General features: G+C 26.3%; 24 protein-coding genes, 5 tRNA genes and 1 pseudogene. 23 read left to right on the top strand and 7 right to left on the bottom strand.

Features of this window, described 5'->3' with window-relative positions; genetic code table 11:
• Positions 1-22 precede the first annotated feature (22 nt).
• The 5 genes from HPY57_14435 (at position 23) to HPY57_14415 (ending at position 5264) form a co-directional block, all read left to right on the top strand.
• Positions 23-2569, top strand: a complete 2547-nt coding sequence (locus tag HPY57_14435) for an adenosylcobalamin-dependent ribonucleoside-diphosphate reductase (protein NPV12960.1) — start codon at positions 23-25, stop codon at positions 2567-2569.
• 269 nt (positions 2570-2838) lie between these two features.
• Positions 2839-3027 (top strand): histone H1, encoded by a 189-nt coding sequence (locus HPY57_14430; protein NPV12959.1) that lies wholly within the window; start codon positions 2839-2841, stop codon positions 3025-3027.
• A 128-nt stretch (positions 3028-3155) separates the two neighbouring features.
• Positions 3156-4268 (top strand): hypothetical protein, encoded by a 1113-nt coding sequence (locus HPY57_14425; protein NPV12958.1) that lies wholly within the window; start codon positions 3156-3158, stop codon positions 4266-4268.
• A 39-nt stretch (positions 4269-4307) separates the two neighbouring features.
• A complete protein-coding gene (locus HPY57_14420; protein NPV12957.1) occupies positions 4308-4868 on the top strand; it encodes a hypothetical protein in 561 nt (186 codons plus the stop codon).
• Between the two features lie 93 nt (positions 4869-4961).
• The gene (locus HPY57_14415) at positions 4962-5264 is read left to right on the top strand and encodes a hypothetical protein (GenBank protein ID NPV12956.1); all 303 of its coding nucleotides are present in this window, start codon (positions 4962-4964) and stop codon (positions 5262-5264) included.
• 288 nt (positions 5265-5552) lie between these two features.
• Here the strand turns inward: HPY57_14415 and HPY57_14410 are convergent, their stop codons facing one another.
• A complete protein-coding gene (locus tag HPY57_14410; protein NPV12955.1) occupies positions 5553-6008 on the bottom strand; it encodes a hypothetical protein in 456 nt (151 codons plus the stop codon).
• Positions 6009-7437: 1429 nt separating this feature from the next.
• Here HPY57_14410 and HPY57_14405 point away from each other — a divergent pair.
• The 10 genes and pseudogenes from HPY57_14405 to HPY57_14360 all read left to right on the top strand — a co-directional run bounded on the left by HPY57_14405 (position 7438) and on the right by HPY57_14360 (position 11923).
• Positions 7438-7743 carry a GxxExxY protein gene (locus HPY57_14405; protein ID NPV12954.1) on the top strand — a complete coding sequence of 102 codons (306 nt, stop codon included), beginning with the start codon at positions 7438-7440 and terminating at the stop codon, positions 7741-7743.
• A gap of 99 nt (positions 7744-7842) precedes the next feature.
• A pseudogene (locus HPY57_14400) lies at positions 7843-8449 on the top strand (hypothetical protein).
• Positions 8450-8520: 71 nt separating this feature from the next.
• A tRNA-Thr gene (locus tag HPY57_14395) sits at positions 8521-8591 on the top strand.
• Between the two features lie 228 nt (positions 8592-8819).
• Positions 8820-8892, top strand: a tRNA-Arg gene (locus tag HPY57_14390).
• 7 nt (positions 8893-8899) lie between these two features.
• Positions 8900-8982, top strand: a tRNA-Gly gene (locus HPY57_14385).
• 5 nt (positions 8983-8987) lie between these two features.
• Positions 8988-9059 (top strand) — tRNA-Gly (locus tag HPY57_14380).
• A gap of 136 nt (positions 9060-9195) precedes the next feature.
• Positions 9196-9268 (top strand) — tRNA-Val (locus HPY57_14375).
• Positions 9269-9771: 503 nt separating this feature from the next.
• Positions 9772-10230, top strand: a complete 459-nt coding sequence (locus HPY57_14370; protein NPV12953.1) for a hypothetical protein — start codon at positions 9772-9774, stop codon at positions 10228-10230.
• A 275-nt stretch (positions 10231-10505) separates the two neighbouring features.
• Complete coding sequence (locus HPY57_14365) at positions 10506-10907, top strand: hypothetical protein (GenBank protein NPV12952.1); 402 nt, start codon at positions 10506-10508, stop codon at positions 10905-10907.
• Between the two features lie 548 nt (positions 10908-11455).
• The gene (locus tag HPY57_14360) at positions 11456-11923 is read left to right on the top strand and encodes a hypothetical protein (GenBank protein NPV12951.1); all 468 of its coding nucleotides are present in this window, start codon (positions 11456-11458) and stop codon (positions 11921-11923) included.
• A gap of 236 nt (positions 11924-12159) precedes the next feature.
• Here the strand turns inward: HPY57_14360 and HPY57_14355 are convergent, their stop codons facing one another.
• Complete coding sequence (locus HPY57_14355) at positions 12160-12930, bottom strand: site-specific DNA-methyltransferase (GenBank protein ID NPV12950.1); 771 nt, start codon at positions 12928-12930, stop codon at positions 12160-12162.
• 352 nt (positions 12931-13282) lie between these two features.
• Between HPY57_14355 and HPY57_14350 the strand changes: the two genes are divergently transcribed.
• The 4 genes from HPY57_14350 (at position 13283) to HPY57_14335 (ending at position 17584) form a co-directional block, all read left to right on the top strand.
• The gene (locus HPY57_14350) at positions 13283-14146 is read left to right on the top strand and encodes a hypothetical protein (GenBank protein NPV12949.1); all 864 of its coding nucleotides are present in this window, start codon (positions 13283-13285) and stop codon (positions 14144-14146) included.
• A gap of 163 nt (positions 14147-14309) precedes the next feature.
• Positions 14310-16046 carry an AAA family ATPase gene (locus tag HPY57_14345; GenBank protein NPV12948.1) on the top strand — a complete coding sequence of 579 codons (1737 nt, stop codon included), beginning with the start codon at positions 14310-14312 and terminating at the stop codon, positions 16044-16046.
• Between the two features lie 403 nt (positions 16047-16449).
• Positions 16450-17388, top strand: coding sequence for an IS1595 family transposase (locus tag HPY57_14340; protein NPV12947.1), 939 nt, complete (start codon positions 16450-16452; stop codon positions 17386-17388).
• On the top strand, positions 17372-17584 hold the full coding sequence (locus HPY57_14335) for a hypothetical protein (GenBank protein NPV12946.1): 213 nt from the start codon (positions 17372-17374) through the stop codon (positions 17582-17584). The genes HPY57_14340 and HPY57_14335 overlap by 17 nt, the downstream gene beginning before the upstream one ends.
• Before the next feature lie 158 nt (positions 17585-17742).
• Here the strand turns inward: HPY57_14335 and HPY57_14330 are convergent, their stop codons facing one another.
• From HPY57_14330 to HPY57_14310, 5 genes are read right to left on the bottom strand one after another with little or no spacing between them, the layout of a single operon-like run.
• Positions 17743-18597 (bottom strand): hypothetical protein, encoded by an 855-nt coding sequence (locus tag HPY57_14330; protein NPV12945.1) that lies wholly within the window; start codon positions 18595-18597, stop codon positions 17743-17745.
• Between the two features lie 11 nt (positions 18598-18608).
• On the bottom strand, positions 18609-19451 hold the full coding sequence (locus HPY57_14325) for a hypothetical protein (GenBank protein NPV12944.1): 843 nt from the start codon (positions 19449-19451) through the stop codon (positions 18609-18611).
• 11 nt (positions 19452-19462) lie between these two features.
• Positions 19463-20533, bottom strand: coding sequence for a DUF4209 domain-containing protein (locus HPY57_14320; protein ID NPV12943.1), 1071 nt, complete (start codon positions 20531-20533; stop codon positions 19463-19465).
• Between the two features lie 16 nt (positions 20534-20549).
• A complete protein-coding gene (locus HPY57_14315) occupies positions 20550-20870 on the bottom strand; it encodes a hypothetical protein (GenBank protein NPV12942.1) in 321 nt (106 codons plus the stop codon).
• A 20-nt stretch (positions 20871-20890) separates the two neighbouring features.
• Positions 20891-24475, bottom strand: a complete 3585-nt coding sequence (locus HPY57_14310) for a DEAD/DEAH box helicase family protein (protein NPV12941.1) — start codon at positions 24473-24475, stop codon at positions 20891-20893.
• A gap of 193 nt (positions 24476-24668) precedes the next feature.
• Here HPY57_14310 and HPY57_14305 point away from each other — a divergent pair, with 193 nt between their 5' ends.
• The 4 genes from HPY57_14305 to HPY57_14290 all read left to right on the top strand — a co-directional run bounded on the left by HPY57_14305 (position 24669) and on the right by HPY57_14290 (position 26911).
• Positions 24669-25373 carry a hypothetical protein gene (locus tag HPY57_14305; GenBank protein ID NPV12940.1) on the top strand — a complete coding sequence of 235 codons (705 nt, stop codon included), beginning with the start codon at positions 24669-24671 and terminating at the stop codon, positions 25371-25373.
• A 90-nt stretch (positions 25374-25463) separates the two neighbouring features.
• Positions 25464-26027 (top strand): hypothetical protein, encoded by a 564-nt coding sequence (locus HPY57_14300; GenBank protein ID NPV12939.1) that lies wholly within the window; start codon positions 25464-25466, stop codon positions 26025-26027.
• A gap of 78 nt (positions 26028-26105) precedes the next feature.
• Complete coding sequence (locus tag HPY57_14295; protein NPV12938.1) at positions 26106-26285, top strand: hypothetical protein; 180 nt, start codon at positions 26106-26108, stop codon at positions 26283-26285.
• A gap of 191 nt (positions 26286-26476) precedes the next feature.
• Positions 26477-26911 (top strand): hypothetical protein, encoded by a 435-nt coding sequence (locus tag HPY57_14290; protein NPV12937.1) that lies wholly within the window; start codon positions 26477-26479, stop codon positions 26909-26911.
• Positions 26912-26913: the final 2 nt, after the last annotated feature.

Raw genomic sequence — 26913 nt, 5'->3', positions numbered from 1 at the left:
TAAAAAATAATAATTATGGTTAATGAGCGAAAAAATATACAGTAGAGAAGAAGTATTGAAAAAAACGCTTGAGTATTTTAATGGAGATTCATTAGCAGCAAATGTTTGGATTAACAAATATGCTTTGAAAGATTCAAAAGGCAATATTTATGAAGAAACTCCAAATGACATGCATCGCAGGATAGCGAAAGAAATCATAAGAATTGAAAAGAACTATCCAAATCCAATGACAGAAGATGAAGTATTTGATGTACTAAAAAATTTCAAATACATTGTACCACAAGGAGGACCTATGAGTGGTATAGGTAATACAAAACAAATTGTTTCTCTTTCAAATTGTTTTGTTATAGGTAATAATTATGATTCATATGGTTCAATTATGCTTACAGATCAAGAGCAAGTTCAACTTATGAAGCGTAGAGGTGGTGTAGGTCATGATATTTCACATTTGCGTCCAAGTTTTAGTCCAGTTAAAAATTCAGCATTAACTTCAACAGGAATAGTCTCTTTTATGGAGCGTTATTCTAATTCAACAAGAGAAGTAGGACAAGATGGTAGAAGAGGTGCACTTATGTTATCTTGTTCAATACATCATCCAGATGCGGAAAAATTTATAGATGCAAAATTAGAAGAAGGAAAAATAACAGGTGCAAATATATCATTGAGAATTACAGATGATTTTATGAAATCTGTTATTGATAATAAAACTTATATTCAACAATTTCCTGTTGATTCAAAGTCTCCAATTATTAAAAAAGAAGTTGAGGCAAAACCAATATTTGATAAAATTATTCATAATGCTTGGAAATCAGCAGAACCAGGTATTCTTTTCTGGGATACTATTCAGAGAGAATCTGTTGCAGACTGTTATTCAGATTATGGGTTTAAGACAACTTCGACCAACCCTTGTGGTGAGATACCTTTATGTCCATATGACTCTTGTCGTTTAATTGCTATAAACTTGCTATCATACGTTAATAATCCATTCACTAATAAAGCAAACTTTGATTTCAAATTGTTTGAAAAACACGCAAAGATTGCACAAAGAATGATGGATGATATTATTGACCTTGAATTAGAAAAGATAGACCAAATACTCGAAAAAATAGAAACAGATCCTGAACCAGATTTCATAAAGCAAGTTGAAATAGAATTATGGCAAAAGATTCGTGATATGTGTATAAAAGGTCGTAGGACTGGTATAGGCGTTACTGCTGAAGGTGATATGTTAGCCGCTCTAAATCTGACATACGGTACAAAAGAAGCAACAGATTTTGCAATAAAAGTTCATAAAACATTAGCAATCAGTGTTTATAAAAGTTCTTGTTTATTGGCAAAAGAAAGGGGATCATTTGAAATTTTTAATGCAGAACTTGAAAAGAATAATCCTTTTATAAAAAGATTGGCAGAAGCAGATACAGAATTATCTGAGCTTTTAAAACAAGGTAGAAGAAATATATCTCTATTAACAATTGCGCCAACAGGCACAGTTAGTTTGATGACTCAAACAACATCAGGCATTGAACCTGTTTTCTTACCTGCTTATAAAAGAAAGAGAAAAATCAATCCTAATGATAAGGATGTGAGAATTGATGAAGTTGATGAAAATGGTGATTCTTGGGAACATTACACTGTATTACATCACGGTTTCATTAAATGGTTAAACATCAATAACTATGACATTAAAAACGTAATGAATTTATCACAAGAAGAACTTAATAAGTTAGTTGAAAAATCACCTTATTATAAAGCAACATCAAACGATGTTGATTGGGTTGAGAAAGTTAGAATGCAAGGTGAAATCCAAAAATGGGTTGACCATTCAATTTCAGTAACAGTTAATTTGCCTGCAAATGTAACTGAAGAAATTGTTCACAAAGTATATTTGACAGCTTGGAAATCAGGATGTAAAGGTGTGACAGTATATCGTGATGGTTCAAGAGGTGGTGTACTCGGTTCATTGGATAAGAAAGAAAAACAACAAATAGAGGATATTATTATGGAATCACACGCACCTAAACGTCCAAAAATGTTAAAGTGTGATATTCTAAGATTCCAAAATAATAAAGAAAAATGGATTGGTTTTGTTGGATTATTGAATGATAAGCCATATGAAATCTTTACTGGTCTTTTGGATTCTTTCCAAGTTCCTACTTTCGTTGAAAATGGTTGGATTAAAAAAGTGAAAGAAATTAAAAAGGATGAAGGAAAAGATGTAAAAGTTTCAAGATATGACTTTGTTTACATAGATAAAGATGGTTATGAACAAGAAATAAGAGGTTTAAGCCGTGCATTTGATAGAGAATATTGGAATTATGCCAAATTAATGAGTGGTATTCTACGACACGGTATGCCATTACCAAATGTTATTTCTCTTATTGATTCGCTAAACTTAAAAGGCGATTCAATTGTATCTTGGAAAGTAGGTGTCAAACGTATGCTCAAACGTTATTTGAAAGATGGTGAAATAGTGAAAGGACAAACTTGTCCAGATTGTGGAAATGATCATTTAAAATTTGAATCTGGTTGTGTTATTTGCTCATCGTGCGGGTGGAGTAAGTGTAGTTAAAGGTATATTTGAAATAAATGTTAAATTGACTTTTTAATTTTAATATAAATTAAAAAGTCAATTTTTTATTTATGAAATATTTAACACAAGATTATCACGATGAAAATAAAGATGTTATTAAAACAGAAGTCTATTAAATTTATATAAAAATGGTTATGTATGGAAATTTAAAAAAAAAAATAAGACATTTGGACCATACCAACAATATATATAAATAAGTAATAAATGCTATCCTACCTGGTTAAGGTTTAAAAAATAAATTAGTTTTTATGAATGAATTAGAAAAAATTTATGCACAAATTGAAGAACAAATGGCAATTGTAAAAGAAAGACATGCAAAATTTGTAGAAAAAGGTAATAAAACTGCTGAAAGTGATGTTAGAAAAGCACTCGGTGAAATTAAGAAACTTGTTACTCCTTACAGAAAAGCTTCCGTAGATGCAACAAAGAAAGTTTAAAATAATTTTTTTTTTAATTTTTAAAACTCTCTAAACCAAAAGTTTAGAGAGTTTTTTATTTTAGTAATGATAAAAATGACATTTTTGACATTTTCCATTTAATATATAAAAAGAAAAAACAAATTATTATGATGGAAAAAACAACAACTAAAACATTTTCAATCGACTCTAAATTATATGAAAGATTTGAAACATTATGCAAATCAAAAAATCTAAATAAATCAGCAGTTATTCAATCTGCTATAAAAAATTTTGTTGCGGAAAACTATGACATTGATAAAAATTCTTATTACAGATTGAAATCATTACCTGAATCTGAATTAGTAAAAATAGAAACTAAGGAGTCAGAATTTATCGTTTTATCAAATGGTAACAAATTAAATATTTTTGATTTTGAAGTATTGTATGAGATGCAAGATCCAAGAGTTGATAAAGTTCTTAATAGTCTAATAGGACAAAAAGGAGTTATTAGTAATGTAAAAGAAAGTGTAAAAATAGATGATGGTGAAATAGTTGATCCATCTTTTTTAGAAAAACCAAGTATTGATCCTGTGATTTGTGAACAAGTTAAAAAAGCTTGTATGACAGTTGATGTATCTGATAATAGAACAACGCCAAAAACTATTGTTCGTGAAATTACAAATGATGAGATAGTCATAGAAAAGACTAAAGATGATATGATAAACGAATTAAAAGAAAAATATCAAATTGAAAACAAAACAGAAATCGTTAAAAGAATAAAAGAGAAAAGATCTGAAATATCTGAACTTATCAAAAAAATCGGTAGTGATATCTCAAAACAATATGATATATCTAATTTAGAAAAACATTTATCTTATATTTATGAAACTGATGTTATAATAGATTATAAAGACAAATATTATATTAACATACCTAAAAAATATGTTGATAATAATTTTAAAAATCTTTTGAACGGATTTGAATATGAAGTAGTTGATACTAAAGAAAAAACGACAATAGAAAAAATTCATGAATCATTAAAAAACTTTGTTAATCAAGATTATTCATATGTGCAAGAAAAATGTAATCATATTGCCGACAATTTAGCAAAGATTATCAAACCAGCTCTTTATGGTAAAGATAGTTCAATTGATATTAAATATGATACACCTTTATATACAATAGTTATGGATAAAAAATTTGTATGCCAAGAATTAATAGATTTTATCTCTAAATCATATGGTATAAAAAAAGATTATATTATACTAAAAGGTATATAAAATATTAATAGATAATATTATAAAAACAATCAACTAATTATGGATGAAGAATATTTAAAATTGTTTAAACATAATCAAGAAGATGAAAATCTTAATGAAACTAAACAAAACCAACAATGGGAAAATTTAAATAAACCTAAACAAAATCAATGGCAAAAATTGAATGAAATTGATAAAAGTGCTCAGCAATATAACGTAAATGAAAATGCAAACGATGGTTGGGGAACTCTTGATTTTCAAATTGAAACAAGAATAAATGGAGTACCTCAACAGCAACAAAATCATCCGTTTCTTCATTTAAAACAAAATAGAAAGGCTAATGATCCTAACGGTTTAAATCAATACATTAATGATGATTATGATTTAAGAGAAGTTGTGAAACAACCAAACGTTCAACAAGTTCAACAAGGTCCAATAGAAATACTAATACCACCTGTTGTACAAGATATTAAAAACATTGATGTTGTATCAATTGAAATGTTTGAAAATATGAATTCAAATGCTATGCTTACTTTAGCAAATAAGAAAATAAATCAGATAGATTTAAGTAAAGTGACAAATCAACAAGAAGATAGACAAGTAAGATTTTTAGATTCATAATAAATTAAAAAAATATAGTTAAAAGTGATAATTTTTTTTATTACTCTTTTTTTGTATATTTGTAAAATGGAGTGGAAAACATATTAAATAAGTATGAACGATCTTAATGTAAACTATTTAGACCACAAAGGAAAATATATTTATTGTGTCAGAAATGATAAAGGATATGGTATTCGTAAAGGTAAAGGATATAAAATTATTGATGTAAAAGAAGATAAAGGTGATTATTTTTATCATATTATGACTGAGAAAATATTACAATTTCCTGATGGTATAGCGTTTAGTGTTAATAGCAAGTCATTTCTTTCTGTTCAAGAAAGTATGGTAAAATTAAGAACTTTAAAATGGGAAAGAATTCTTGGTGGTAGTGAAGAACAAGGATTTTTAACTGATTAATATTACCAGGTTTTAATATAAACCACTGAACTACAATATGTTAAAACTATAAGTAATACATAATATGTTCAACGAAATTAATAATAAAATATTAAATGAAAACACTCAACAAAATTTAACAATTAATTGAAGAAACAATTTATACAAATACTACTGATATAATACTTTCTTAGTTCATTGAAAAGATTTGCACTTACTTATGACTCTATCCAAGAGTTCCAAACAACTACATTTGTATTTCAATTATAGTTCTATGTAAAAACTTTTTAAAAATTCCACCGCTCATAATTAAAAAATTTCAATAGATTTTGGTGGATTTAATGTATTGTGAATAATTTCATTCATTTGTTGATTAAATACATCACTCTGTTCAGTTAATTTAATTATATTTCCATGTTTATCATACAAACGTTTATATTGTGGTAAGTAGATATATCTTTTACCATTATAATATATAAAGAAAAAATCTAAATTTTTAATCGCACTTTGATATTTTTCTTCATCATTTTTACCATAATATCTAATTATTTTGTTAATTAATGTATTATCGGTATTTATATTCCAATATTTTACACTTGATGGTACATAAGAAAAATCGTCATTTGTTAGTTTGTATAAAACCTTAATTTGATTATATTGAGTTCCCATCATTGGTGGTTTATCATTTTTGATTAATAATTGTTCATTCAAGTTTTTCTTGTTAAACTCGTTAAACGTATCTATTATGTGTTTATTATTTTTCATCGTGTTAAATTATTTTAGTTTATATATTAAAAATTAAAACCTAAATATATCTGAGCATCGCTATATTCAATTAATTTGATTTTTTGAATATAGTATTATTAATGTTTTTTTCAAACCTTTCTCTTATTTCATTAAAATTTCTAAAAAAAAATATTTGGTCAGTGTCAATATAAATAATATGTCCATCAATTTTCTGAAAATTCTATACAGATATATGTAGTTTTTATTAAATTAATATTGTTATTACTAAAACCTATGAATATCAATAACTTGTAAAATAATTTTAAAATATTTTTTTATTTTTAAAACTTTATAGTAATTTTGTAATATAATTAAAAAGACAAAAATTTTAAAAATAGAAAAAAACGACTTTTTTTAGTTAATATATAACTTTTGAAAACGACTTAAATTATGATGACACGCAGAGGATATATGGTAACAACTACACCAACCACTACAGTTGGAACAGCAGGTAGACCCACAGGCAGACCAGCCAGTGTCCAAGGCGTGTTGATTTTGTAGCACTTCAACCAACATATATATCCACATTACAAAAGAAAATACGCCTTGGACAATCAAACGATGTTCAGGGCGTTTTTCTTTTTATGGATATTGTTCGACTCTCACCACTTATACACGTTCATAACAATGAACAAACGGTCTTTGACATATTGGGAAAACGAGGGTGTGGTGTAACCTGGTAACACACAATATTTGGGATATTGAGTTGGCGTTCAAATCGCACACCTTCGACTTTTTTAGACATCACAGGTAGTTCTGAAAGTGAAGAACTGAAAGACAAAAATCCTGACACATATCCTTGTGATGTGTTGGCAAGGCAGTGAAATTCTGCAGATGTCCACTAATGCCGACATAGTTTAGTAGGGAAAACGTATCCATAAATCACCAGATCGTAACTGGTTGTTGGCTCAAATAATGCCGTTGTGGGACAAGTTGGAAGTAGGGCATGTATTACAAATCGAAATCGTCCGAAACGGCAAAAAAGAACTGAAACAGATTCAGTTGTAAGCAAGATGCATATTTAAATTTCTGTAATTTTTAACCTATTCTATTTTACAGGAGGCACAGCAGCCTAAAAGTAATTATAGCGGTTTAAAAATTGGTCTGAAGACAAGAAAATATTTAAAGAAAATTCATAGTAGTTATTATATAAAGATATATTTTTGCTCAAAAAGAATATATTTATCATAAATAATTTTAAGAAAAACTAAATGCTGATTTATGTTGCTTTTACAACTCAAAATAGAAATAAGACACTATAAAGTAGCGGGCATAAAGGAATTGAGAGCAAATGTTAAGAATGATTAGTAAATGGCACATTTAGTTTTGTCAACGAGCTTATAACAATAATGCAACTATAAAACTTAACTTAGCAGACATTAAAAATTTTAAATATTGACACCTGAAAATGGCGAAACAAAAGAAAGAAAACGAGAACGGAGGTTCGCAAAAACCTTTGAAAAACAAAACAAAGCGTGAACAAATAAAAGAAAAAGCTATAGAAGTTACCCTGCGAGTTGATTTTTTTGTAGAAGGGGAAGTTATGGTAGAAATAAAAGCCATTGAAAAATTAGAAGACTTGCACAAAGCACAAGCCATTAACTATTGCAAAGCATATGGCATCGCAGATGATTTGTTAATCAATTTTTGGGGCAAAAGTTTAGATTTTAAAAGGGTTTACAATAAAAATCATGTTATTCCTAAAATCAAGTAATTGTGTTCAGACAATTTTCAAACTTATCAAATTTCAAAATGTCCAGTTTATTTACTAATATACTGGACAATATAACTATCTTTGAACTGCAAAAAAAGAATGAAAATAGCTGAAAAAATAGCATTTATAATTGACAGGCTGCCCAAGGGATATGTATTCACCTATGCTGACTTTACAACAGAGGTGAGCCAAAAAGAGGCAGTAATAAAAGCCCTGAACCGTATGGTTGCTTCGGGCAAGATTGCCAAGCTATCCAAAGGGAAATACTACAAACCCGAAATCACCCCTTTTGGTAATCTGCAACCCACTCAGGCACAAGTAGTAAAAGACCTGTTGGAAGAAAACGGAAAAATTACAGGTTATCTTACGGGTTATAGTATTTATAACCAATTGGGTTTAACTACACAGGTAAGCAATATTATACAAATAGGCAAAAATCAAATTCGCCCTAATTTTAAACGAGGACTCTATACTATTGCTTTTGTAAAACAAAAAAAATACCATTACAAGAGAAAATATTCCTTTGTTGCAGTTGCTGGATGCCATTCGCTACATCAAAAAAATACCTGATGCTAGTATTGAATCATCCTGCAAGCGTTTTTTAGCCCTTATCAAAAATTTTACAGACAGAGAAGTCAAAACATTGGTTCGCCTATCTTTAAAATATCCACCAGCTACACGAGCTTTATTGGGTGCTATGTTGGAGCTCCACTTGACTTGTAATCAAGATCCCGTAAGGGTTTTAATCGGGGTTCGAATCCCTCCAACGGCTCAACTGCCTTCTTAGTATAGTGGTATTATATCGGATTTGTAACCCGAAGACATCAGTTCAATTCTGATAGAAGGCTCAAATGCACTTATAGTTTAATTGGCAAAATATCAGTTTCGTAAACTGACGTTCCAGAATCGTTGTCTGGTAAGTGCTCAAGATTACTAACAGCAATTTTTAAAACTTTCAGGTTAAGAAAAACAAAAACAGTAATCTGTTATTGCCCTTGTAACCAGTTTTGTCTTCGAAACAGTTATCTGTAATCGGATGTTGGAAATGCGGGTTCGAATCCTGTCAAGGGTACAATGGCTCTGTAGCTCAACTGAATAGAGCACCTGGCTACGAACCAGGAGGTTGGGGTTTGAGTCCCTTCAGAGTCACAAAAATGCGGGTATCGTATAATGGAGCTGAGAAGCAGATTATATTGGTCTTCCAAACCGAGGATGAGAGTTCGATTCTCTCTACCCGCTCAAAAGCAACATTGGTGTTAATGGTAGCATATGACCCTTCCAAGGTTGAGGTGTCGGTTCGAATCCGATATGTTGCTCAGTACATTAATAAAGCAAAATCCGCACAATAAAGCAATCAACTTTAGTAGACAAAATCTACTTTATTGTATTAATTATCAATATAATATCATCGAAAATGCACAATATTATTAGTAATGATATTATTCGAAACATAGTCCTGTAGCTCAGTTGGGAGAGCGTTTCCGTGACATGGAAAAGGTCGCAGGTTCAATTCCTGTCGGGACTACTAAAATAAAATCATCAAATTATGAAAACTAATAAACAAAAAATGCTGGAAGCACAAAAGGTCGGATAGTACCGACCAGACAACACAGAAGAAGAAAAAAAATATACTGATAATTTCAATATAATTTTTTCATTTTTTCTTAAATCATACCGTTGTGGTATTTTAACATTTTGTGGTTCTGATGTTCTAGTTAATTTTGACATCAATAGCGAAGAAGGAAAATTTGTATTTCGCTCATTTGAAAATGGTGAATACAAAGTAACAACACCCACAACCAGACACCCAAATATTGTTAAAGGTGTTATAATAGGTAAAAAGAGTTGGGGGTTGTGGTTAAATCAATGGACTGATGGTATTTCAGAAGGTTCATTTACAAAAGATGAAATTTTTTCAGAATTTGAAAAGCATAGTATAATTATTCCTGAACCATTATTAAACGATTTTTACAATGTTTTGAACAAAAAAATACTAAACAAGATCCGTCAAATATAATATATATGTTTATGGAAAAAACATTAGAAAAATTCGGCTTTATAAAGAATGGATTGTATAGTTGGTCTAACGAACCATTTCATGTATCAATTTATTTTGATGGATTAACAATAACACAAATAGAAGATGATAAAAGCTCAGTTCTATATGATGGTGTTATTCCAAAAAATGAAAAGGATGAAATAGAATTAATAGAACATTACACAAAGCTTAAAATAGTAAATAAATATGTAGAAGAATTATTAGATTCAACAAAGTCTACAAGAATATTTTCCAATACGTCACTGTATATATCCAATTTACTTATAAATTATTTTAAGTATAATGGTGAAACGGAAGAAGATGTTTGTAAAAAATTAAACATAGATAAAAATACTTTGAAATTATATTTAACTGGTTCTTATGATTTTAAATTATCAGAAATTTCAAACATCTCAGTCCTGGTAGGAAAGGTAATTTATATAAAATAAAACCTCTTCAAATGAGAGGTTTTTTATTTTAGAAAAGAACGGAAAATGAAAGAAAATTTATTTAAGAAAGTTAGTGGTGAAAAAATTGAAAACATTGTTGATTACATTGTTGATTACACCAAAAGAAATGGTCATGGAACTTTGCATTCAAATATTCAAATATGTTAGGTTGTGACTCTCAGCCACACCGTAAGAATCTTACATATGCCTTAACTATTGTTATGTATGATAATTTTAAACATAATGGTGCTCACTGTATTTTTAAAAGATTAAAAATGCCAAAATCTTATTTGAAAAAAAGAAAGAGAGTATCACAATGGCATTATGATGTTATTGAAAATTATAAAGACAATAACTTAATGCCTTTAAATGATTACATTACAGTTAAATTATGGAATGAAGTAGAATACTTAATGGAATTAGGTATTTGGTTAGATGAAAAATTAAAAGGTAAATATTTCGTTAAGCATGAAAAGAATGAATATGATGGTTCGGTTCCTTATAGATTGCCTATAATCCATTTGGATTTCAATTCAAATGAAGGTGATAAGCAAAAAAACAAGTCTAACAAACTTTATAATGCTGCTATGGGTATGTTTTGTAGTATGGGATTTAAAGTTGTTGGTAAACCTAAAGCTTACGCAAGTTCAAGTGCTGCAGATTCACTTTGTAAGTAAAATAAAAGCCAGAAGAAATTCTGGTTTTTATTTTCATATTATTAAAATAAACCATAGCAGATGTATCATTGGTATCGGTTTATATTTTGCAAACTTACATCCCAACTATTAAAAATTAACAATAATTTAACATAAAAATCATAAAAAAATAATTTTCTTTAATATATAAGGAAATATATTTTATGTGGTTAAAATCTAAAGAAGGGAAAAACTTTCAAACAGAATTAACTCAAGACTTAATTTCAATTATCCATTTTTTTATGAAAATGTATTCAAACTGAAGAAAAGAATTAAACACTTTAAAAAAGTGAAGATAATTAAATTACGAAATATCGAGTTTCATTAAATGAATGTTTATATAAATTTAATGTTTTTAAGCAAAATTCAAGTCATAAAAGTTTAGTTTTAAATTATGTTTTTTATGATTAATTATTTAGTTTATTGAATTTTGTATTTTATAGCAAAAAATTGGTTTGTAAAACATAAAAATAAAAAAAAATGAGTTTTTTTAATTAATATATAACATTAGAAAAAACAATTAAATTAATATGGAATATTTAAAAAATTATAGTCAATTCTCACAAATAGAACAGATAGATGAAGGTTTATTTTCATCAACAGAACAAAAAGGTTGGGAAAGACTTGACACCAACTCTTTGACACATTTTATTGTTCAATCATGGAAAAAATCTTACACACATGAAACAAACTTTAAGAAAATTAAAGTTAATTTAGCTGACATTACAAAAGAAGATTGGCAAAGATGGGCAGAAATTTGCAAACAAAATAACCAAGATTATAAAAAGGTTGCCAATGCTGTTAAAAATGATGAAAAATTGAATAAAATAAATAATTATATTATTTTTAGAGCATCTAAATCAGCGATGGCTAAAAGTTCTGGTTCACATACTTTTGGTGGTGTTGTTGTTGTTCCACCAGAAAAGAAAGAATTTGATCCAATTGTAGCGGTAAAGAATGCTTTTAAACAAATACCTGATGAAAATACAGAAGGATAAAAACCATCTTAATTTTTTAAATATCAAAATAAAAAAGGATTTGGGTTTGTTCATATGATGACTGCAAGTATCATGTATTGATATTATGTCATTGTACAAAATATCCATAATCAAAATATTTTAACGATCCTTAAATCGTTAAATACATTTTAACGATCCTTAAATCGTTAATATTAAAAAAAATAACACATAATAGTTCATTTTTATTTACAAATGATAATTTTCTATTGATTGTTTTAAAGTAAAGTTTTTTCTTTTATTTTTTCTTCTACTCTATTTAAAGCAATTTCATAATGTTTTTTTATCAATTCACTACCAATATAATCACATTCATTTTCAATACAACTTAATTGTGTTGTTCCTATACCAGTAAAAGGATCATAGATCAAACTACCTTTTGGAAAGTAAATGTTTATGAGTTGATTTACTAAATCTTGTGAAAACGATGCTTTCAATTGACATTTGTATCCATCATTATTTCTTGCTTCAATATAATTTACATAGTTTTTGTAAAATTTTTGTCCTGTTTTTTTATTTACCTTACTTACTTCTTTGTTAGTTTTAAATGTGTGTAAATGTTCTTTCTTTACAAAAACATAAATCAATTCAGTAATTCTACTCAATTTAGTTGGAGAAGTTTGAAAAGGTATTGCATTTGACTTTTTCCAACAAATAATATCGGCAATAGTTAAATCTGTTTCGTTATGAATTTTAGCAACTAATAATATCGGTAAAATTGGATTATCTTTTGCATAAGATATGTTATAGCAAATTACTCCTTTATCCTTTATCACTCTTGAAAATTCTTTAAATTCATTGGTTCTTATTTCAAGATAATCATTCTCACTTAATCCATCTAATTCAGAATACCCATTATTGTAATAACAATCACTTCTTTCTGTGTTGATGTTATATGGTGGTGATGTAATTATCCCATCAATAAATTTATCTTGAAATCTTTTTAATGTAATCTTACAATCTTCGTTATAAATTATATTTCGTTCCATACTATTTCTAACATTAGATATATTCAAGTTTTATGTTCAATTATTGTAGTATTGAAATAATAATCCATCGCATTTACCTACTATATTCAGTTTTCATTTTTTGTTTTTTATTATATTCAAATATTTAATAAAAGTTTTCCTACTATAGTTTAATTGTATCATCATTCACAAGAACATATAAATAATTAGATGATATATGTGTTATAATTTATGGTAAAAAATATTACGACAATAAAAAAATTATCAACATGGATTAAACAATTTAATATAACACATATATAATCCTACAACAAAAGAATATTGATTTTAAATGTTGAACAAACACATTTAAATAGAAATCAAATTATAAAGAATGAGGTTAAGTAAATCAGAAGAAAATACTTTAAGAAAAGGACGTTGTTGGCTTTATCTTGATAACAACTATAATAAAACCATAGGTGTAGAATGGATTTTTAAACCATTTCATATATTTAATTGTAGTTTAAATATAGATGGTGTAGAACATGATTATACATTCAATTTCTGGTTTCTTTTCTTTGAGTTTTATATTACATTTTCTGGTATTTTTAAATGGTATCCAAAAGAATGGAATTCTTACGCCAATGAAGGTAAAGGTGGTTATTTAAATTGTGCTAGAAGAATAGGTATATCTCAATATGGTTGGTTTTTCACATTTTATCTGTGGCATGATGGTAAAGATTCTTGGTATCCAGATAAATGTGATAAAATATTTTATAAGTATTTTAATATGAGAGATTTTATAGTAGGTTCCCACAAATACCATACTATTGAAGAAGATGAATTTGAACAAGAAGTAGAAATGCTAGAAAATACATATAAAGTAAAAGTAACATATAGATACTGGCACTTGAAACACAAAAGATGGATTTTCAGATTTTTGAATAAAAAAGGGAAAGGGTTTTCTTTTGATGAAAGTGAAATAAGATATCCAATCAAAAAATTAACTGACTTAGATAAAAAAATGATAAAAGAGAACGGTTGGAGTTATAAAAATTATGAAAGAAATATGTCAAGAGAACATTATATATTAAAAAAAGATCAAAATATAAATGATGCTGTTAGAATGTACAAAGATAAAGTATTAAAATTAAGAATGTTGGAAAGCAAAGATTGGGTTCCTTTTGATTTTAGGAAAAATTATTATAGAGAACAAAAATTAAAAAGAGTATTAAATAATGAAATACAAACAATATAAAGAAATATATTCTGATTACCAGAAAGAAATAAACTAAATGAAAAGCCATTACATTTTTTCTTTATTAATGAAAATGATTTTAAACAAATACCTAAAATTTTGACTATCATTAAAAAAGAATACTCTATGTTTTTTAGAGATGAAAAATTAAATAGGATATTGGATGTTCATTAAGAAATTAGAGTTCAAAAATATAAATTCTTACGGTAATAATCTTCAAACATTGGAATTTGATAATAAAGGTGGTTTGATTTTATTGGTTGGTCATAATGGTACAGGTAAATCAACTATAAAACAATCTTTAGAACTATGTTTATTTGGAAAAGTTCAGGGTAAATCTGGTAAAAGATTGGCTCTAACAAAACTTCCTAACAGAAGGAATGGAAATTTATATACAGGTGTGTTTTTTAAAAATCAATTAGGTCAAGATATAATAATGAAAAGATATATACAACCTAATAATTTTGAAATGTTTGTTAATGAAGAACCTTACACCGAAAGATTTAAAATTATGTCTGAAAAAGACAGAGAGAAACTTATAGGATATAGTTTTGAAATTTTTAAGTCATTTATATCACTTAATATGAATGATTTTAAGAACTTTATATCCTTGTCAAAAGAAGATAAAGAAAATTTATTGAACAAATTATTTAATTTAAACGATTTAGATACATTATATTCTATTACAAAAGATTTAGATATTTCAAATCAAAAACTTATTACTGATTTAAATAATGAAATATATCATAATGAACAATCTATATTAGAATATAGACAAACAATTCAAAATATAAAACTTACACAACAGAAAACAAGAAATGAAAGATTAACTGAATTAAAAGAACAAATAATTTCAAAAAAACCAACATATATCGAATATGAAGAAGAAATAAAATCTCTTGATAAACAAAAAGAAGATACTAATAAAAAACTTAGCAAATTATATCAAATCAAATCTGATAAACAAAAAGAAAAAACAAAACTTGAAGTTGAAATTGAATCACTTGAAGAAAAAATAAAGGTTTTTGAAAGTGGTATTTGTCCTGTGTGTGATACAGATTTGAGTGAAGGACATGATGCACATTTAACAGAAATGCACGATCAAATTAAATTAAAAAAACAACAAATTCAAGAATGTGACAAGTTCTTAGAAAGATGTATTTTGGAAGATACTAAAATTAGAAATACTTTTGATTCAATTTATAATAAAAAGAATGATGTTCAGAATAAACTAACTGAATTAAAAACAGAACTTGCTCTATTAAATAAAGAATATAAAAATTTGAAAAACCAAAGTGAAGATAATACAACAGAAAACCTTGAAACGAAGATAAATATTTTGAAAGAGACAAACAAACAAAAATCAGAATTACTAAAATCTTTGAACAAGAAATCAGAAATTTACGAAGAATTGAAAAAAATGTTTTCTGTAGATGGTGTCAGAAAATCTATGATTAAGAATGCTTTGATACCTATAAATAAATATCTTAACAATTATTTAACAAAGTTAAATTCAGAATATCATGCACAATTAAATGAGAATTTTGATGCTAATATATTTGAACTTGGTATATTAAATATTGATCCAGAAACATTATCAAAGGGTGAAGATAAAAAAATAAATATAGCGATTGCTTTGTCTTATTTGAATTTAGTATTGGAATTGAAACAATCAAATATAATGTTTTTGGATGAAATATTTGATGGTGTTGATGTTAATAATATAAATCTGACGTTAAATGTTTTAAGAGAAATAGCTTTAGAACACAAGATTAATATAATTATAGTAAATCATGGTATGGAACAAATTGTTGATCTTAGTATATTTGATAAAATTATACGTACAAGTAAAGATATATTTTCAAATGTTGAAATAATTGATAATGATAATATTACATAGGTTCTGAACTTCTTGTTCTATCTTTTGTTAATTTTTTACTTCTATTTTTATAATCATCCCAATAATTTTTTTTAATATTTTTTTTGATCTTTTTTCACGGTGTTAATCCTTGGTTTCATTTTATAATAAGAACCGCAATATTCACATCTATCCTTTTTAGGATTTAATGGTGCGCCACAACTATTACATCTATCCTCTTCTGAACAATTTCCTGAAAAGGTATCCTGTTCTGAAAAATTTCCTGAAAAGGTTTTAAGAAACTTCATATTATATAATTTTTGGGAACTATATACTTGTTTAACCTAATTCCTATTAATTATATAAATAAAATTAGGAAAGTTTAATTATTTTATTTACATTTGTAAAAACTTTTCCGTGATTTTATCATATAATATGTATGATAATCTTACAGAAATTCAATAATTTAGTCCAACTTTTCACATACTTTAATAATGAACGAGTATGTAGAGAATACTTGGAACAAATTAGATGGAATGGTAATATAACCTGTCCTTATGAAGATTGTAAGCACGATAAAGTTTTCAAATATAGTAATGGTAAAGTTTATAAGTGTGATAAATGTAAGAAACAATTTTCAGTAAGAGTTGGAACAATGTTTGAAGGAAGTAAAATATCTCTACAAAAATGGTTCGCAGCTATTTATCTCATAACTTCTCATAAGAAAGGTATATCATCTTTACAATTACACAAATATTTAGGAATTACTCAAAAAACAGCTTGGTTTATGCTTCATAGAGTTAGACATAGTTTAGGATTAAATAATCAACCAACTGATAAGTTAGAAGGAACTTGTGAAGCGGATGAAACTTATATTGGTGGCCAAGAAAAGAATAAACATCAAAGTAAGAAAACAAAAGGAACACAAGGTAGAAGTTTGAAAACTAAAACTCCTGTTGTTGGTATCATCCAAAGAGGTGGTGAATTGAGAGCTAATGTTGTAGATGGAACATCAGGAGAAATCTTGAAGAAGTTTATACATGAAAACTTGAAATCAGGAAATCCATTAAATACGGATGAATGGTTAGGATATAAAGGATTATCTAAAATCTTTGATCATAATGTTGTAAAACACAATAGTAAAGAATATGTTAAAGGTGATATTCACACTAATACAATTGAAGGATTTTGGGCAATTTTGAAAAGAGGAATAATGGGAATTTATCATTCAATGAGTAGAAAACATCTACAAAGATATGTTGATGAATTTGTATTCAGATATAACACTCGTGGATTTTCTGAGAGTTATAGATTTGATTATGTCCTAAATAATATTAACAATCGTTTAACCTATAAAGAATTAAAAAATGTTGGAAGTAATTAAAAAATGGAAATTGAACCAAACTTTACTGGCTCAAAAAATGGGTATGTCAAAAGTTGTTTTTGGAAATAAATTGAATGATGGTTTGTTTTCAGATGATGAATTGGTTAGGTTAAAAATGATTTTAAGAGAACTTTATAGTGATTTAGATGGTGTGATTGATATTGAGTTTAATGATATGTTAAAATCAATTATATAAATATCTTGGGTATTCAATGACACTGGATTGATTTTTAGTTAAATCTAAACCTACATTTTTTTGAGGCTTCCTTTTATTATTTTACCCAATCAGGATTTGTCTCGCCTTGAACTATAAACTCATTTTTCTTAATTTCCTTTGTTAAATCAAGTCCTATTTTAATTTTCTTCATCTGTAAAATCGTCAAATTTTTTGATGTATGGAGAATAATCTATTATTTTTGGATAACCTGGAATAGATGTAGTGTAATTCTCATATATTTTCCAATCATCTTCAATTTCTTCTAAAATTCTTTCTGAATTTTTCAAAAAAATATCAGCCTTTCTCTTAAATATTTTAAACCAATAATTTAACCAAATCATTATGTTATCTGATGATATTGTCTTAACATCATTTTTAATGAGTAGAGAATTAAAATGATTTACTTCTTCACTTGTAAGTTTATTTTCTAATATTTCCAATTTTATGTTCTTGATACTATCGTATAGTTTGTAGGTCTCCCATTCTTTTAATCTGATTAATGCTTGCTCTTTTGGACATCTACCATCACTTTTAACATAGATGTAAGTTTGAGCAACATTAGCATTCACTTCATTATCTAATGTTTTATAAAATACATCAGTTAAAAACTCCATTGCTTTTGACATTGGATAATCTTTGAACTCTCTTAGACTTAATTTAATCCTGTTATATTTAGGATATTCTTTATCATTTCCTATTCCAAGGATTTCCATAACATGAGTTAATTCATGAGCAATGTTTTCTTTAACTCTCTTCTCTCTGCCGTTAGTAGGTATTCCAATATTTACGGTTATGTTATTGAGTTTATCAATCTGTATATTGGAATAATAGTTGTTTAGATGATTAAACTTTATTTTTAAGTCTCTAAATCCTAATTTTTCTTTACCAAATTTATAAGTATGTGATGAGAATGAATTATCTAAAAATAATTGATATATTTTATCAACATCTTCTTTAATTACATCTGATATTCCTTTTCCTTCGTTAATCATATGTTATATATTTAATTCTTCAATTTCAAATTATCCTTTAAATATTCAGTATAATTTAGAATTATTTTCTCACTTATTGGATATTCTGATGTGTAATTGTTCAATTTATTAATATCTTCAATAACTTCTTTTATTATATTATCTTGTTTTTTAAGTAGTTTTCTAATATTTGCGTTTATTATTTTAAACCAATTATCAATATATCTATCTATATCTTTCTCATAGATAAAATCTAAAAAATCATCAACTCTATTTTTTATCAATATTTCATTAAATTCCACAAAATCAATTTTATTTAACCTTACATCACTTTTAAACTTTGATACATTGAAATTTAGTAAATTTTTATATTCTTTTCTTATTTCATATTCTTCTAATTTTGATTTTAGATAATTTTCATCAGAATAATTAAAACTTCTCAGATAAGTATATGTTTGATTAACGTTAGCATTTACTTCGTTATCTAGTGTTTTATAAATAAGATGTTTAAAAAATTGGAGTTGTTTAGATTCTGGATCAAATTCAATAAGAGATTTTTTTATCTTATTATAATTTGGATATCTATATTTTTTATCTTCTATTTTAGAAACCTCTATAAAGTGATTTAATTCATGAGTTATAATTGTTTTTAACTTTAACTCATCACAGTCTTTTGGGCAAGTTATCAAAAAGTAATATTTACCTGATTTTTTATAAAACTTTGAATCATAATTTCCTTCTGAGAATGTTATCTCTACCATCCTATTTAGAATCTGATGATTAAATGTTTGATATCCAGTTTTCTTGAAAATATTAAATAGATTCTCAGTTTCTTCTTTATTTAATTCAGATATTCCTCTTCCCTCGTTGATCATATCTTATATATTTAATTCTTCAACTTCATAATTTCTTTAAGAAATTCTTCTACTGAGTATTTAGAAAAATCAATATCAAGTTCTTTTTGATTAACACCATTTGGAATACAAATATCTGAGAATACTTTATCTATTCTTGGATCTTTTCTATCTGACATAAATTCCCATTGTATATAGTTTATTGCTTCTAAATGAGAATTTATATCATTTTTTAGTGGTTTATAATCATTTGTTTCAATTTTTGATTTTGAAATCTTATAATACTTCTCAATATTAATATCTTCAAATAAGTCTAAAATTGATGATATACAAATAAATGAAATCTTAGTTATAATTGGATTGGAAGAGTTTTCTGTTAAATTATGAAACTCACTATTTCTAAGGTTAAGTCCTAAATAATCACATAGAATCATTTTCAATCCATTACATATGTTTGGATATTTATCTCTAAAATTGGGTGAGTCCAATAATTCACCAAGTGTCTTATTTTTTAGATTTGACTTCTTATATAACCAGTTATTTTTAATAAACAACTCTCTAACTAATGGTTCAATTAGTTTTAATGACACCATATTAATTGATATCCAATCATTTTCCTTTTTTGATTTATTAAAGGTTTCTAATATAGTTTTCCCAATAGAATCCGAGACAGACTCATTTATTGTTAGATCATCAATATTATCAAATAGAATACTAAATATAGAAGTATAATATTGCTTTATTAACTTCTTTTCAATTATTTTATTGAATGATTCATTTATATTGGACATTGATGAATAGTCAAATACAGAAAAGTGGTCTATAGAAGTCTTTTCATATTTCTTTGAATCAGTATTTTTAAGTAGATTACTATATTCTTCTACTATTTTTCTACAATAAAAATTTGTGATATTGTTATTTTTATAGATGTTTAGTGAATCTATGTATGGCTTAACTGGAATTTCAAATTCATGACTAATTTCAATTAATGATGATTTACCAATTTCTTGTATTTTCAATAACTCTCTTAAAGAGTTTTCATCTGTTTTTGATTTTTCTTTTAATTCATTTATATAATTTAAATCTAAATGTCTTTTATCCACTACATATTACTTATTTTTATCTTACTATTTTGGTATTTTTCCAAAATGTATCATTAATAATACCCATAATAAATTTATCACAACTATCCAAATCTAACATATCATTATGTTTATTCTTATCACCATCAGTTCGTAAATATTTATTAGATATAATTGAAACATTATCATTCTTAGTTGTTCGGATCTTATCTTCTAAATTATTAGATTTTGCTTGTTTTATGAATTCTTCTTTTGAAGTATTTTTATACTCATTTGGATTTTCTACTTCAACATTATCAGACTCTTCATAAGCCCATCCTAAATTAGATATAGCACCATTTTTATCTTTTCTATACAATATATTAACATTCTACTTCTTTATTTTTTATCATAGTTTAAAACTATGTTTCTTTCTTCTTCTGTTAGACCAAAATAATCAAATAGAAGTTCATCTGTCCATTTTTTATTAAAATCTAAAACAGGTATATAACTGAAAATCATACTTGTAAAACTTCTATCATATTGCTTAATCAACCTTAGATATTTAGAAAATTTTGTATTTAGAAAATATATGAAATTTTCAGCCTCTAATTTATTATTAAACTCAAAATATGATATACCCTCGGTTGTTATAAAATTTGGTTCCAAAACATCTAATTGTGAGAAATTGCCATTTATATAACCTCCATATATTTTTTCAAAAGAAACTTTGAATTTATCAAAAGATAATGTTTTGAGTTCAGTATCTTCAATTTGTAGGTTTAGATTTATATCCTTTCCTTTCGATGCCCTTACCTTATATTCTATACCATTTTCTTTTTTAATTTTGTTTGTCTTGGGTAAAAGATTTGTCTTAATTAATTGTGGATTTTTATACAATTCGTTTAGGAATTTATTAGATTTTGATTTGATCTTATTTATTATAGATAATGATAAATCATCAAAGAGAAAACCATCAATTAATAATTCTCTATTTGACACTAAATCAATTTCAAAATCACAATTAACAATCATTTTATTTACACCTTTTGCGAGTTTTAAAATGGAAACCTCACCAACGCCTGTTGTAGAGAATATATCATCACCTTTCTCTATTATATTAATATTTGATATACCATAATCAATTATTTCCTTTCTAAATTCTTTAAATGAATTATTTGACCATTTTTTTGGAACGATGAATATTGAATTATCAGATTCCTTCAATGATTTAGATATAAAGTCTTGGTAAATTGATCCACTATTTGTTCCTTGTCCTGTATTTGACTTATTATAAGGGGGATTTGTGCAGATTAAATCAAACTTATCAACACCAAAAGTCTCCTTAATATCCAATTTCAAATAATCACCTCTATTAAAATTCATCTTGTATTTATTCTCAGGATCAAATAATTGAAGATAAATAAACAAGTTTTTACTTTGATACTCATTGATATAGATAATTTCTTCTAAAATCCATTTTAGTCTTTCTTCACTATCAGGAAATTCATCAACTAACCCTTTCATAAATTTATCAACAAGAACAACAGAGTAGTTTCCAATTCCCGCACATGGATCCAATACTTTAACATCCTTTCTTCTCCAAAAAGATTCATCCATTAAATTCAATTGGTCTTCCACACAACCAGGTTTCCCATAAAGTGGTGTAAAAACCTCTCCCAAAAGTCTTTTTTCCGTATTACTTGGTTTCAAATAACTATCCACCAATTCCATTAAATTTGCTAACATATCAATAATAATACCAGGATTTTCCCTGATACTATTATATATTAAATTTACGTTTTGGTTGAATAAATAAAGCTTCTTATTGATAATCTCCTTATCATAAATATTATCATAGATGAACTTGATAACTGATAAATTAACCTTATCAACATCATTCATTCCTAACAATAAAGTTTCCAAATACATCTTCTTTTCCAACTCACCAATACCCGAAACAATCGTATTATCTTCTTCTAATGCCTTAAAACAATCATCTACATTATCATACTTAAAGTAAGTGAATATACTTAATAACATAGTCTTATCAACTAATGCCTTAGCAATCTCCATTAACTTAGCCTGACTTATAACTTCTTCTACTTTTCCTTTACCACTACTTTTCTTCTCAGATTTTCTACTTTTACCCTTATCAATACCATCACTATTCAAATCTTCATCAGAAGATGATGAACCACCTTTGATACCAATTGCCATTAGAGCCTTACTGATATTATCATGTCCTAATTTATCTTGTAAAATAACAGATTGATAGTTAAATCTAGGTCTTTCTAAAACAGCTTTATTATATTCGTTGTTAAAACCATCAAAATCAACCTTAATCATTTCGCCTTCAATTCTATTGAAGATATTTACACACTCAACCCACTCACTTATATTTTCGGTTAGTGATTTACCATTGTTTTTAGAAATGATGTTCTGGTATTCCCACATCAATTCAAAACTTCTAGCAGCATTAAAATCCAATACCCAACAATTTGTCTTACCTTCTCTTGGGGATTGACATCTAAATGACGCTTGAACGTATTTATCAACTGATCTCCAATCATTCATTAGTGCAACCATATCACAATCATCTAGTGTGATTCCGGTTGTTAATTGGTCGACTGCTAAAATTAAACTCCTTTTATCACCAGATTTGAAATCTCTTTTAATCTTCTTCATAAGATTTTTAGAAGAATATTCACCGCTATTAGTGATATGTATATTAAAATCATCATATGATTCTAACTCCTCTAATAATTCTTTCAATTTATATTGAGCGGTGATATTTGGAAGGAACAATAAGATAGATTTTACAGCAGAGAATTCACGATTATTTTTAAATGGATAAGAAGTTCCTAATTTATCTCTACGACAAATAGAATTATCACCAATTAACTTCTTAAATAGATAAACAATATCAGATTTGTAATAAAATTCATCACCTTCTATTCTAAAAAATTTATCAAATTTAAATTGTTCCTCATCAGAAAAATATTTCAACTCTGATTTTTCACCATTAGATAAATTCCAAATAAGAAAGTTAATATCAGCATAAGGATACAAATCGGGATATTGTTTCTTTAATTGAATCTCTTCAACCAAAGTATAATTATGAATTTGTTCTTTTGAAAATCTACCACATAGAAGATTTCTTGTTGGTGTTGCTGATAAACCCAACATTCTTGTATATTTAATCTTATTTAAGAAATCTTGTGTTTTTTCAGTCTCAACTCCATAATGAACTTCATCTATCACAAGTAAATCAAACTCTATATCCTTAATTAAGTCAAACTTTTCTTTTTCAAATACTTCTTCTCCGCCTTTAACATCTTGTAGAGATAGAAGAACGATTGAATTTTTATCAGGATTTAGTTCAATTTTATCTAAACCAGAACCAATAATAACTTCAGTATTTGAAAATCCTTTGAATCCTAATATAACTTCTTCCCATTGAAAGTTCAATATGGGGTATGATGTTAAAATGACAACATTCTTATAGTTGTTTTCTTTTATGTTATAGATTGTGGTAAATGTCTTACCAGATCTTGGTTTGTGAGCTAATAAACATCTTTTATCATCAGAACTGAAACACTCATTGATTTTATTGTTTGCTTGGACTTGATGTGGTTTCAGTTTAATTTCTGATTTGTGTAGGTCAGAGTTATCCAAGATAGATTCAATAACCTTTTTGATTTCTTCTACACCACCATCAACTTCAAACCATTCTCGGTTATCTCTAACTCTTTTCCCAAGTCTTTCATAAAATCTGTGGATTTTCTGCTCAACTTCATAAGCAGTAAGTTCAGTTTCTCCAAAAAGATTAACTTCGTATTGTTTTTCTAATTTTTCAGGATTAGATGTTCCATCTTGCTGTGAAATACGGACAGAACCAGATTCCTGGTTAGTCATTCCAATTTTATACCAATTTTTGGATTTGTATGTTTCGGTTGTATAAACGTATATGATTTCTTTCATTGAATATTTATTAAAAAGATTAATTCCTCAAAGATAAGGAAAAGAACAAAAATTAAAAATAATATATAAATAATAGGAATTAGTTTAGGTTAAACAAGTATATAGTTCCCTAATTTTTTTAATTTACTTATACTATATATATAAAAATTCAAAAATAAAGTTTTATATATACTAAAAAATAAATGTTGATTTGATGATGCTTAATATTTTATTACAAATTACAACTACTGAGTATTTTCTTGAAATGTTTGATAGATATGGTGTAACATTAGTTTCACTTGTTGTTTTAGGATTTTTCACTTGGTTCTTAATAAAATTTATATTAAGAATGATGAAAAGACAAGAGAAAAAAATTGATGAACTTATTATAAAATTAGTTTCAAAAGATGATGAATATGAAATTGAAGAAAAACTAAGAAATGGTGCAGTAAATGCTAATAGAGTTAGACAATTAATATATCAATTATTAAATGAATTTGAAGCAGATAGGGTTTCTGTTTATGAATATCATAATGGTGGTAAATCTGTAGCTGGTGTTGATTTTAGAAAATGTTCTAATACATACGAAGCAACAGCTAAAGGTATAGATGAAATATATAATGAACAACAAAATTTACCAATATCTGTTAATTTTTTATGGAATAAACTTTTAATCGATAAAAAACCTATATTAATATCTAATATACACACTCTCGAACAAACAGATAATACTATATTTCAGATATTGAATAATCAAGGTATTAAGTCTTATTATTCAAGATTGATTTTAAATTATAACAACAAACCAATCGGTTTTATTGTCATTACGTTTTATAACAAAAATGTTTCATTGGATAATGAACAATTAAAAATATTTAATGATACATCCATAAGTATAGGAGGATTAATAAATAAATAAATAATAACTATGTTTATAACATTTTTTTGTCCGTTATTTATTGTAATAGTACTTATTTCATCAGTCATATTTTATATTAAATTTAATAGGATGAATGAAGAATACTCCAAAAAAATTGAACTATTAAATAAACAAATAGAAAATAAAAAGAAAAAGCAAAGTATAATAAAGATTAAATCATACTATGAATTTTTTAGAATAGTAAGGCGTGTATATGAAAATACAAAACCATTTACATTATCTGTTTTTACATTTGTTAAGAATAATAATTTAAAGTCTATCAATATAGACTTTGTTTATCAGATAAAGTCTGATGGTGGTGATGGAACTATAATATTCACAGGTGAATATGGGCAAGTACCAATAACTAATATAGATGTAATATCACAATTATATCAAACTAAAATAAATCTTTTGATAGATGATATATCAGACTTAGATGAATATGACAATGGTTTATATGAATTTTTGGATAAAAAAGGAATAAAATCAATGGTATTAATAAATATCTTTAATAAAAATGTTAAAAATTCCAAACCAATTGGTTTTTTTGTACTAACATATAAAGACAAATTTATAACAAAAGATGAAGAAAAATTTGTTTTAGAAGAATCTAAAAAAATTTCAGAACATTTAGTAAATATACTTAAATAATTATGAATGATTTAATAATTTAAAAAGAGTGAAGTTAAATTACTTCACTTTTTTTGTAAAAAATAAATAGATACCAATATGACAGTAGTTGATTATTTAATCGAAAAAAAGATTGTAAACGATCTTAAAGAATTCCAAGATTTATATGCTATAAGAGCATTCAAAATCAATGACAAACTTGTGTTAGATCCTAGCTTAGAAATCGAAGAAGAAAAAATTTATAAAATTCAAGTTGGATATAGGATAATTAATGTATAAAATACAAAATTCAATAAACTAAATAATTAATCATAAAAAGTATAATTTTCATTATATTTTTATCAAATATTTTGCTCTAATATGTAGAAACTTATATAAATAATTTTTTTATTCAAAATTTTGATATATATTTGTATAAAATTTTGACAATTATGCTTAAGAAAATAAAATATATGAAATGTGAGGATATTATGCTCCTTACTATATTTGCAAATATTAATATTAATCCTACTAAAGATGAAGATTATAAGTATAAAGATTTGTTTTTAATTTCATCTCAGAAGGAGAATCTTAAGAATAAACTTAATGTCGAAAAAGTTATCGATAAACTTATGTTCGATAATTATGATATTTATGTGAAAATCAAACAAATAATGAAAAAATATGATAATATAAATATTAAAGAGATGTTTGATGAGCAGACAGATAAAATATTTCTTGAATATAAGGAATATATTGAAAACTACATTCGTCTCTATGAAAAAATTATGTTTGAAACAAAGTTTGAATATGCTGATATTCGTTCTGTCCAGAAGTTTTTACTGATGGAAAAAATGGAGTCAGAAATCAGAAAAGAAAACTATGAAGTTTGTGCAAAAATTAAAAAACTCATTAATGAGGTGTAATA

It is taken from the genome of Ignavibacteria bacterium (assembly GCA_013177855.1).
Classification (GTDB): domain Bacteria; phylum Bacteroidota; class Ignavibacteria; order Ch128b; family Ch128b; genus Ch128b.
This window is presented reverse-complemented; position numbering and strand designations above follow the sequence as displayed.

Bases quoted from the DNA above. Each gene is read 5' to 3' on its own strand.
- HPY57_14435 (NPV12960.1), top strand. From the start codon at position 23: ATGAGCGAAAAAATATACAGTAGAGAAGAAGTATTGAAAAAAACGCTT.
- HPY57_14430 (NPV12959.1), top strand. From the start codon at position 2,839: ATGAATGAATTAGAAAAAATTTATGCACAAATTGAAGAACAAATGGCA.
- HPY57_14425 (NPV12958.1), top strand. From the start codon at position 3,156: ATGATGGAAAAAACAACAACTAAAACATTTTCAATCGACTCTAAATTA.
- HPY57_14420 (NPV12957.1), top strand. From the start codon at position 4,308: ATGGATGAAGAATATTTAAAATTGTTTAAACATAATCAAGAAGATGAA.
- HPY57_14415 (NPV12956.1), top strand. From the start codon at position 4,962: ATGAACGATCTTAATGTAAACTATTTAGACCACAAAGGAAAATATATT.
- HPY57_14410 (NPV12955.1), bottom strand. From the start codon at position 6,008: ATGAAAAATAATAAACACATAATAGATACGTTTAACGAGTTTAACAAG.
- HPY57_14405 (NPV12954.1), top strand. From the start codon at position 7,438: ATGGCGAAACAAAAGAAAGAAAACGAGAACGGAGGTTCGCAAAAACCT.
- HPY57_14370 (NPV12953.1), top strand. From the start codon at position 9,772: ATGGAAAAAACATTAGAAAAATTCGGCTTTATAAAGAATGGATTGTAT.
- HPY57_14365 (NPV12952.1), top strand. From the start codon at position 10,506: ATGCCAAAATCTTATTTGAAAAAAAGAAAGAGAGTATCACAATGGCAT.
- HPY57_14360 (NPV12951.1), top strand. From the start codon at position 11,456: ATGGAATATTTAAAAAATTATAGTCAATTCTCACAAATAGAACAGATA.
- HPY57_14355 (NPV12950.1), bottom strand. From the start codon at position 12,930: ATGGAACGAAATATAATTTATAACGAAGATTGTAAGATTACATTAAAA.
- HPY57_14350 (NPV12949.1), top strand. From the start codon at position 13,283: ATGAGGTTAAGTAAATCAGAAGAAAATACTTTAAGAAAAGGACGTTGT.
- HPY57_14345 (NPV12948.1), top strand. From the start codon at position 14,310: ATGTTCATTAAGAAATTAGAGTTCAAAAATATAAATTCTTACGGTAAT.
- HPY57_14335 (NPV12946.1), top strand. From the start codon at position 17,372: ATGTTGGAAGTAATTAAAAAATGGAAATTGAACCAAACTTTACTGGCT.
- HPY57_14330 (NPV12945.1), bottom strand. From the start codon at position 18,597: ATGATTAACGAAGGAAAAGGAATATCAGATGTAATTAAAGAAGATGTT.
- HPY57_14325 (NPV12944.1), bottom strand. From the start codon at position 19,451: ATGATCAACGAGGGAAGAGGAATATCTGAATTAAATAAAGAAGAAACT.
- HPY57_14310 (NPV12941.1), bottom strand. From the start codon at position 24,475: ATGAAAGAAATCATATACGTTTATACAACCGAAACATACAAATCCAAA.
- HPY57_14305 (NPV12940.1), top strand. From the start codon at position 24,669: ATGATGCTTAATATTTTATTACAAATTACAACTACTGAGTATTTTCTT.
- HPY57_14300 (NPV12939.1), top strand. From the start codon at position 25,464: ATGAATGAAGAATACTCCAAAAAAATTGAACTATTAAATAAACAAATA.
- HPY57_14295 (NPV12938.1), top strand. From the start codon at position 26,106: ATGACAGTAGTTGATTATTTAATCGAAAAAAAGATTGTAAACGATCTT.
- HPY57_14290 (NPV12937.1), top strand. From the start codon at position 26,477: ATGCTCCTTACTATATTTGCAAATATTAATATTAATCCTACTAAAGAT.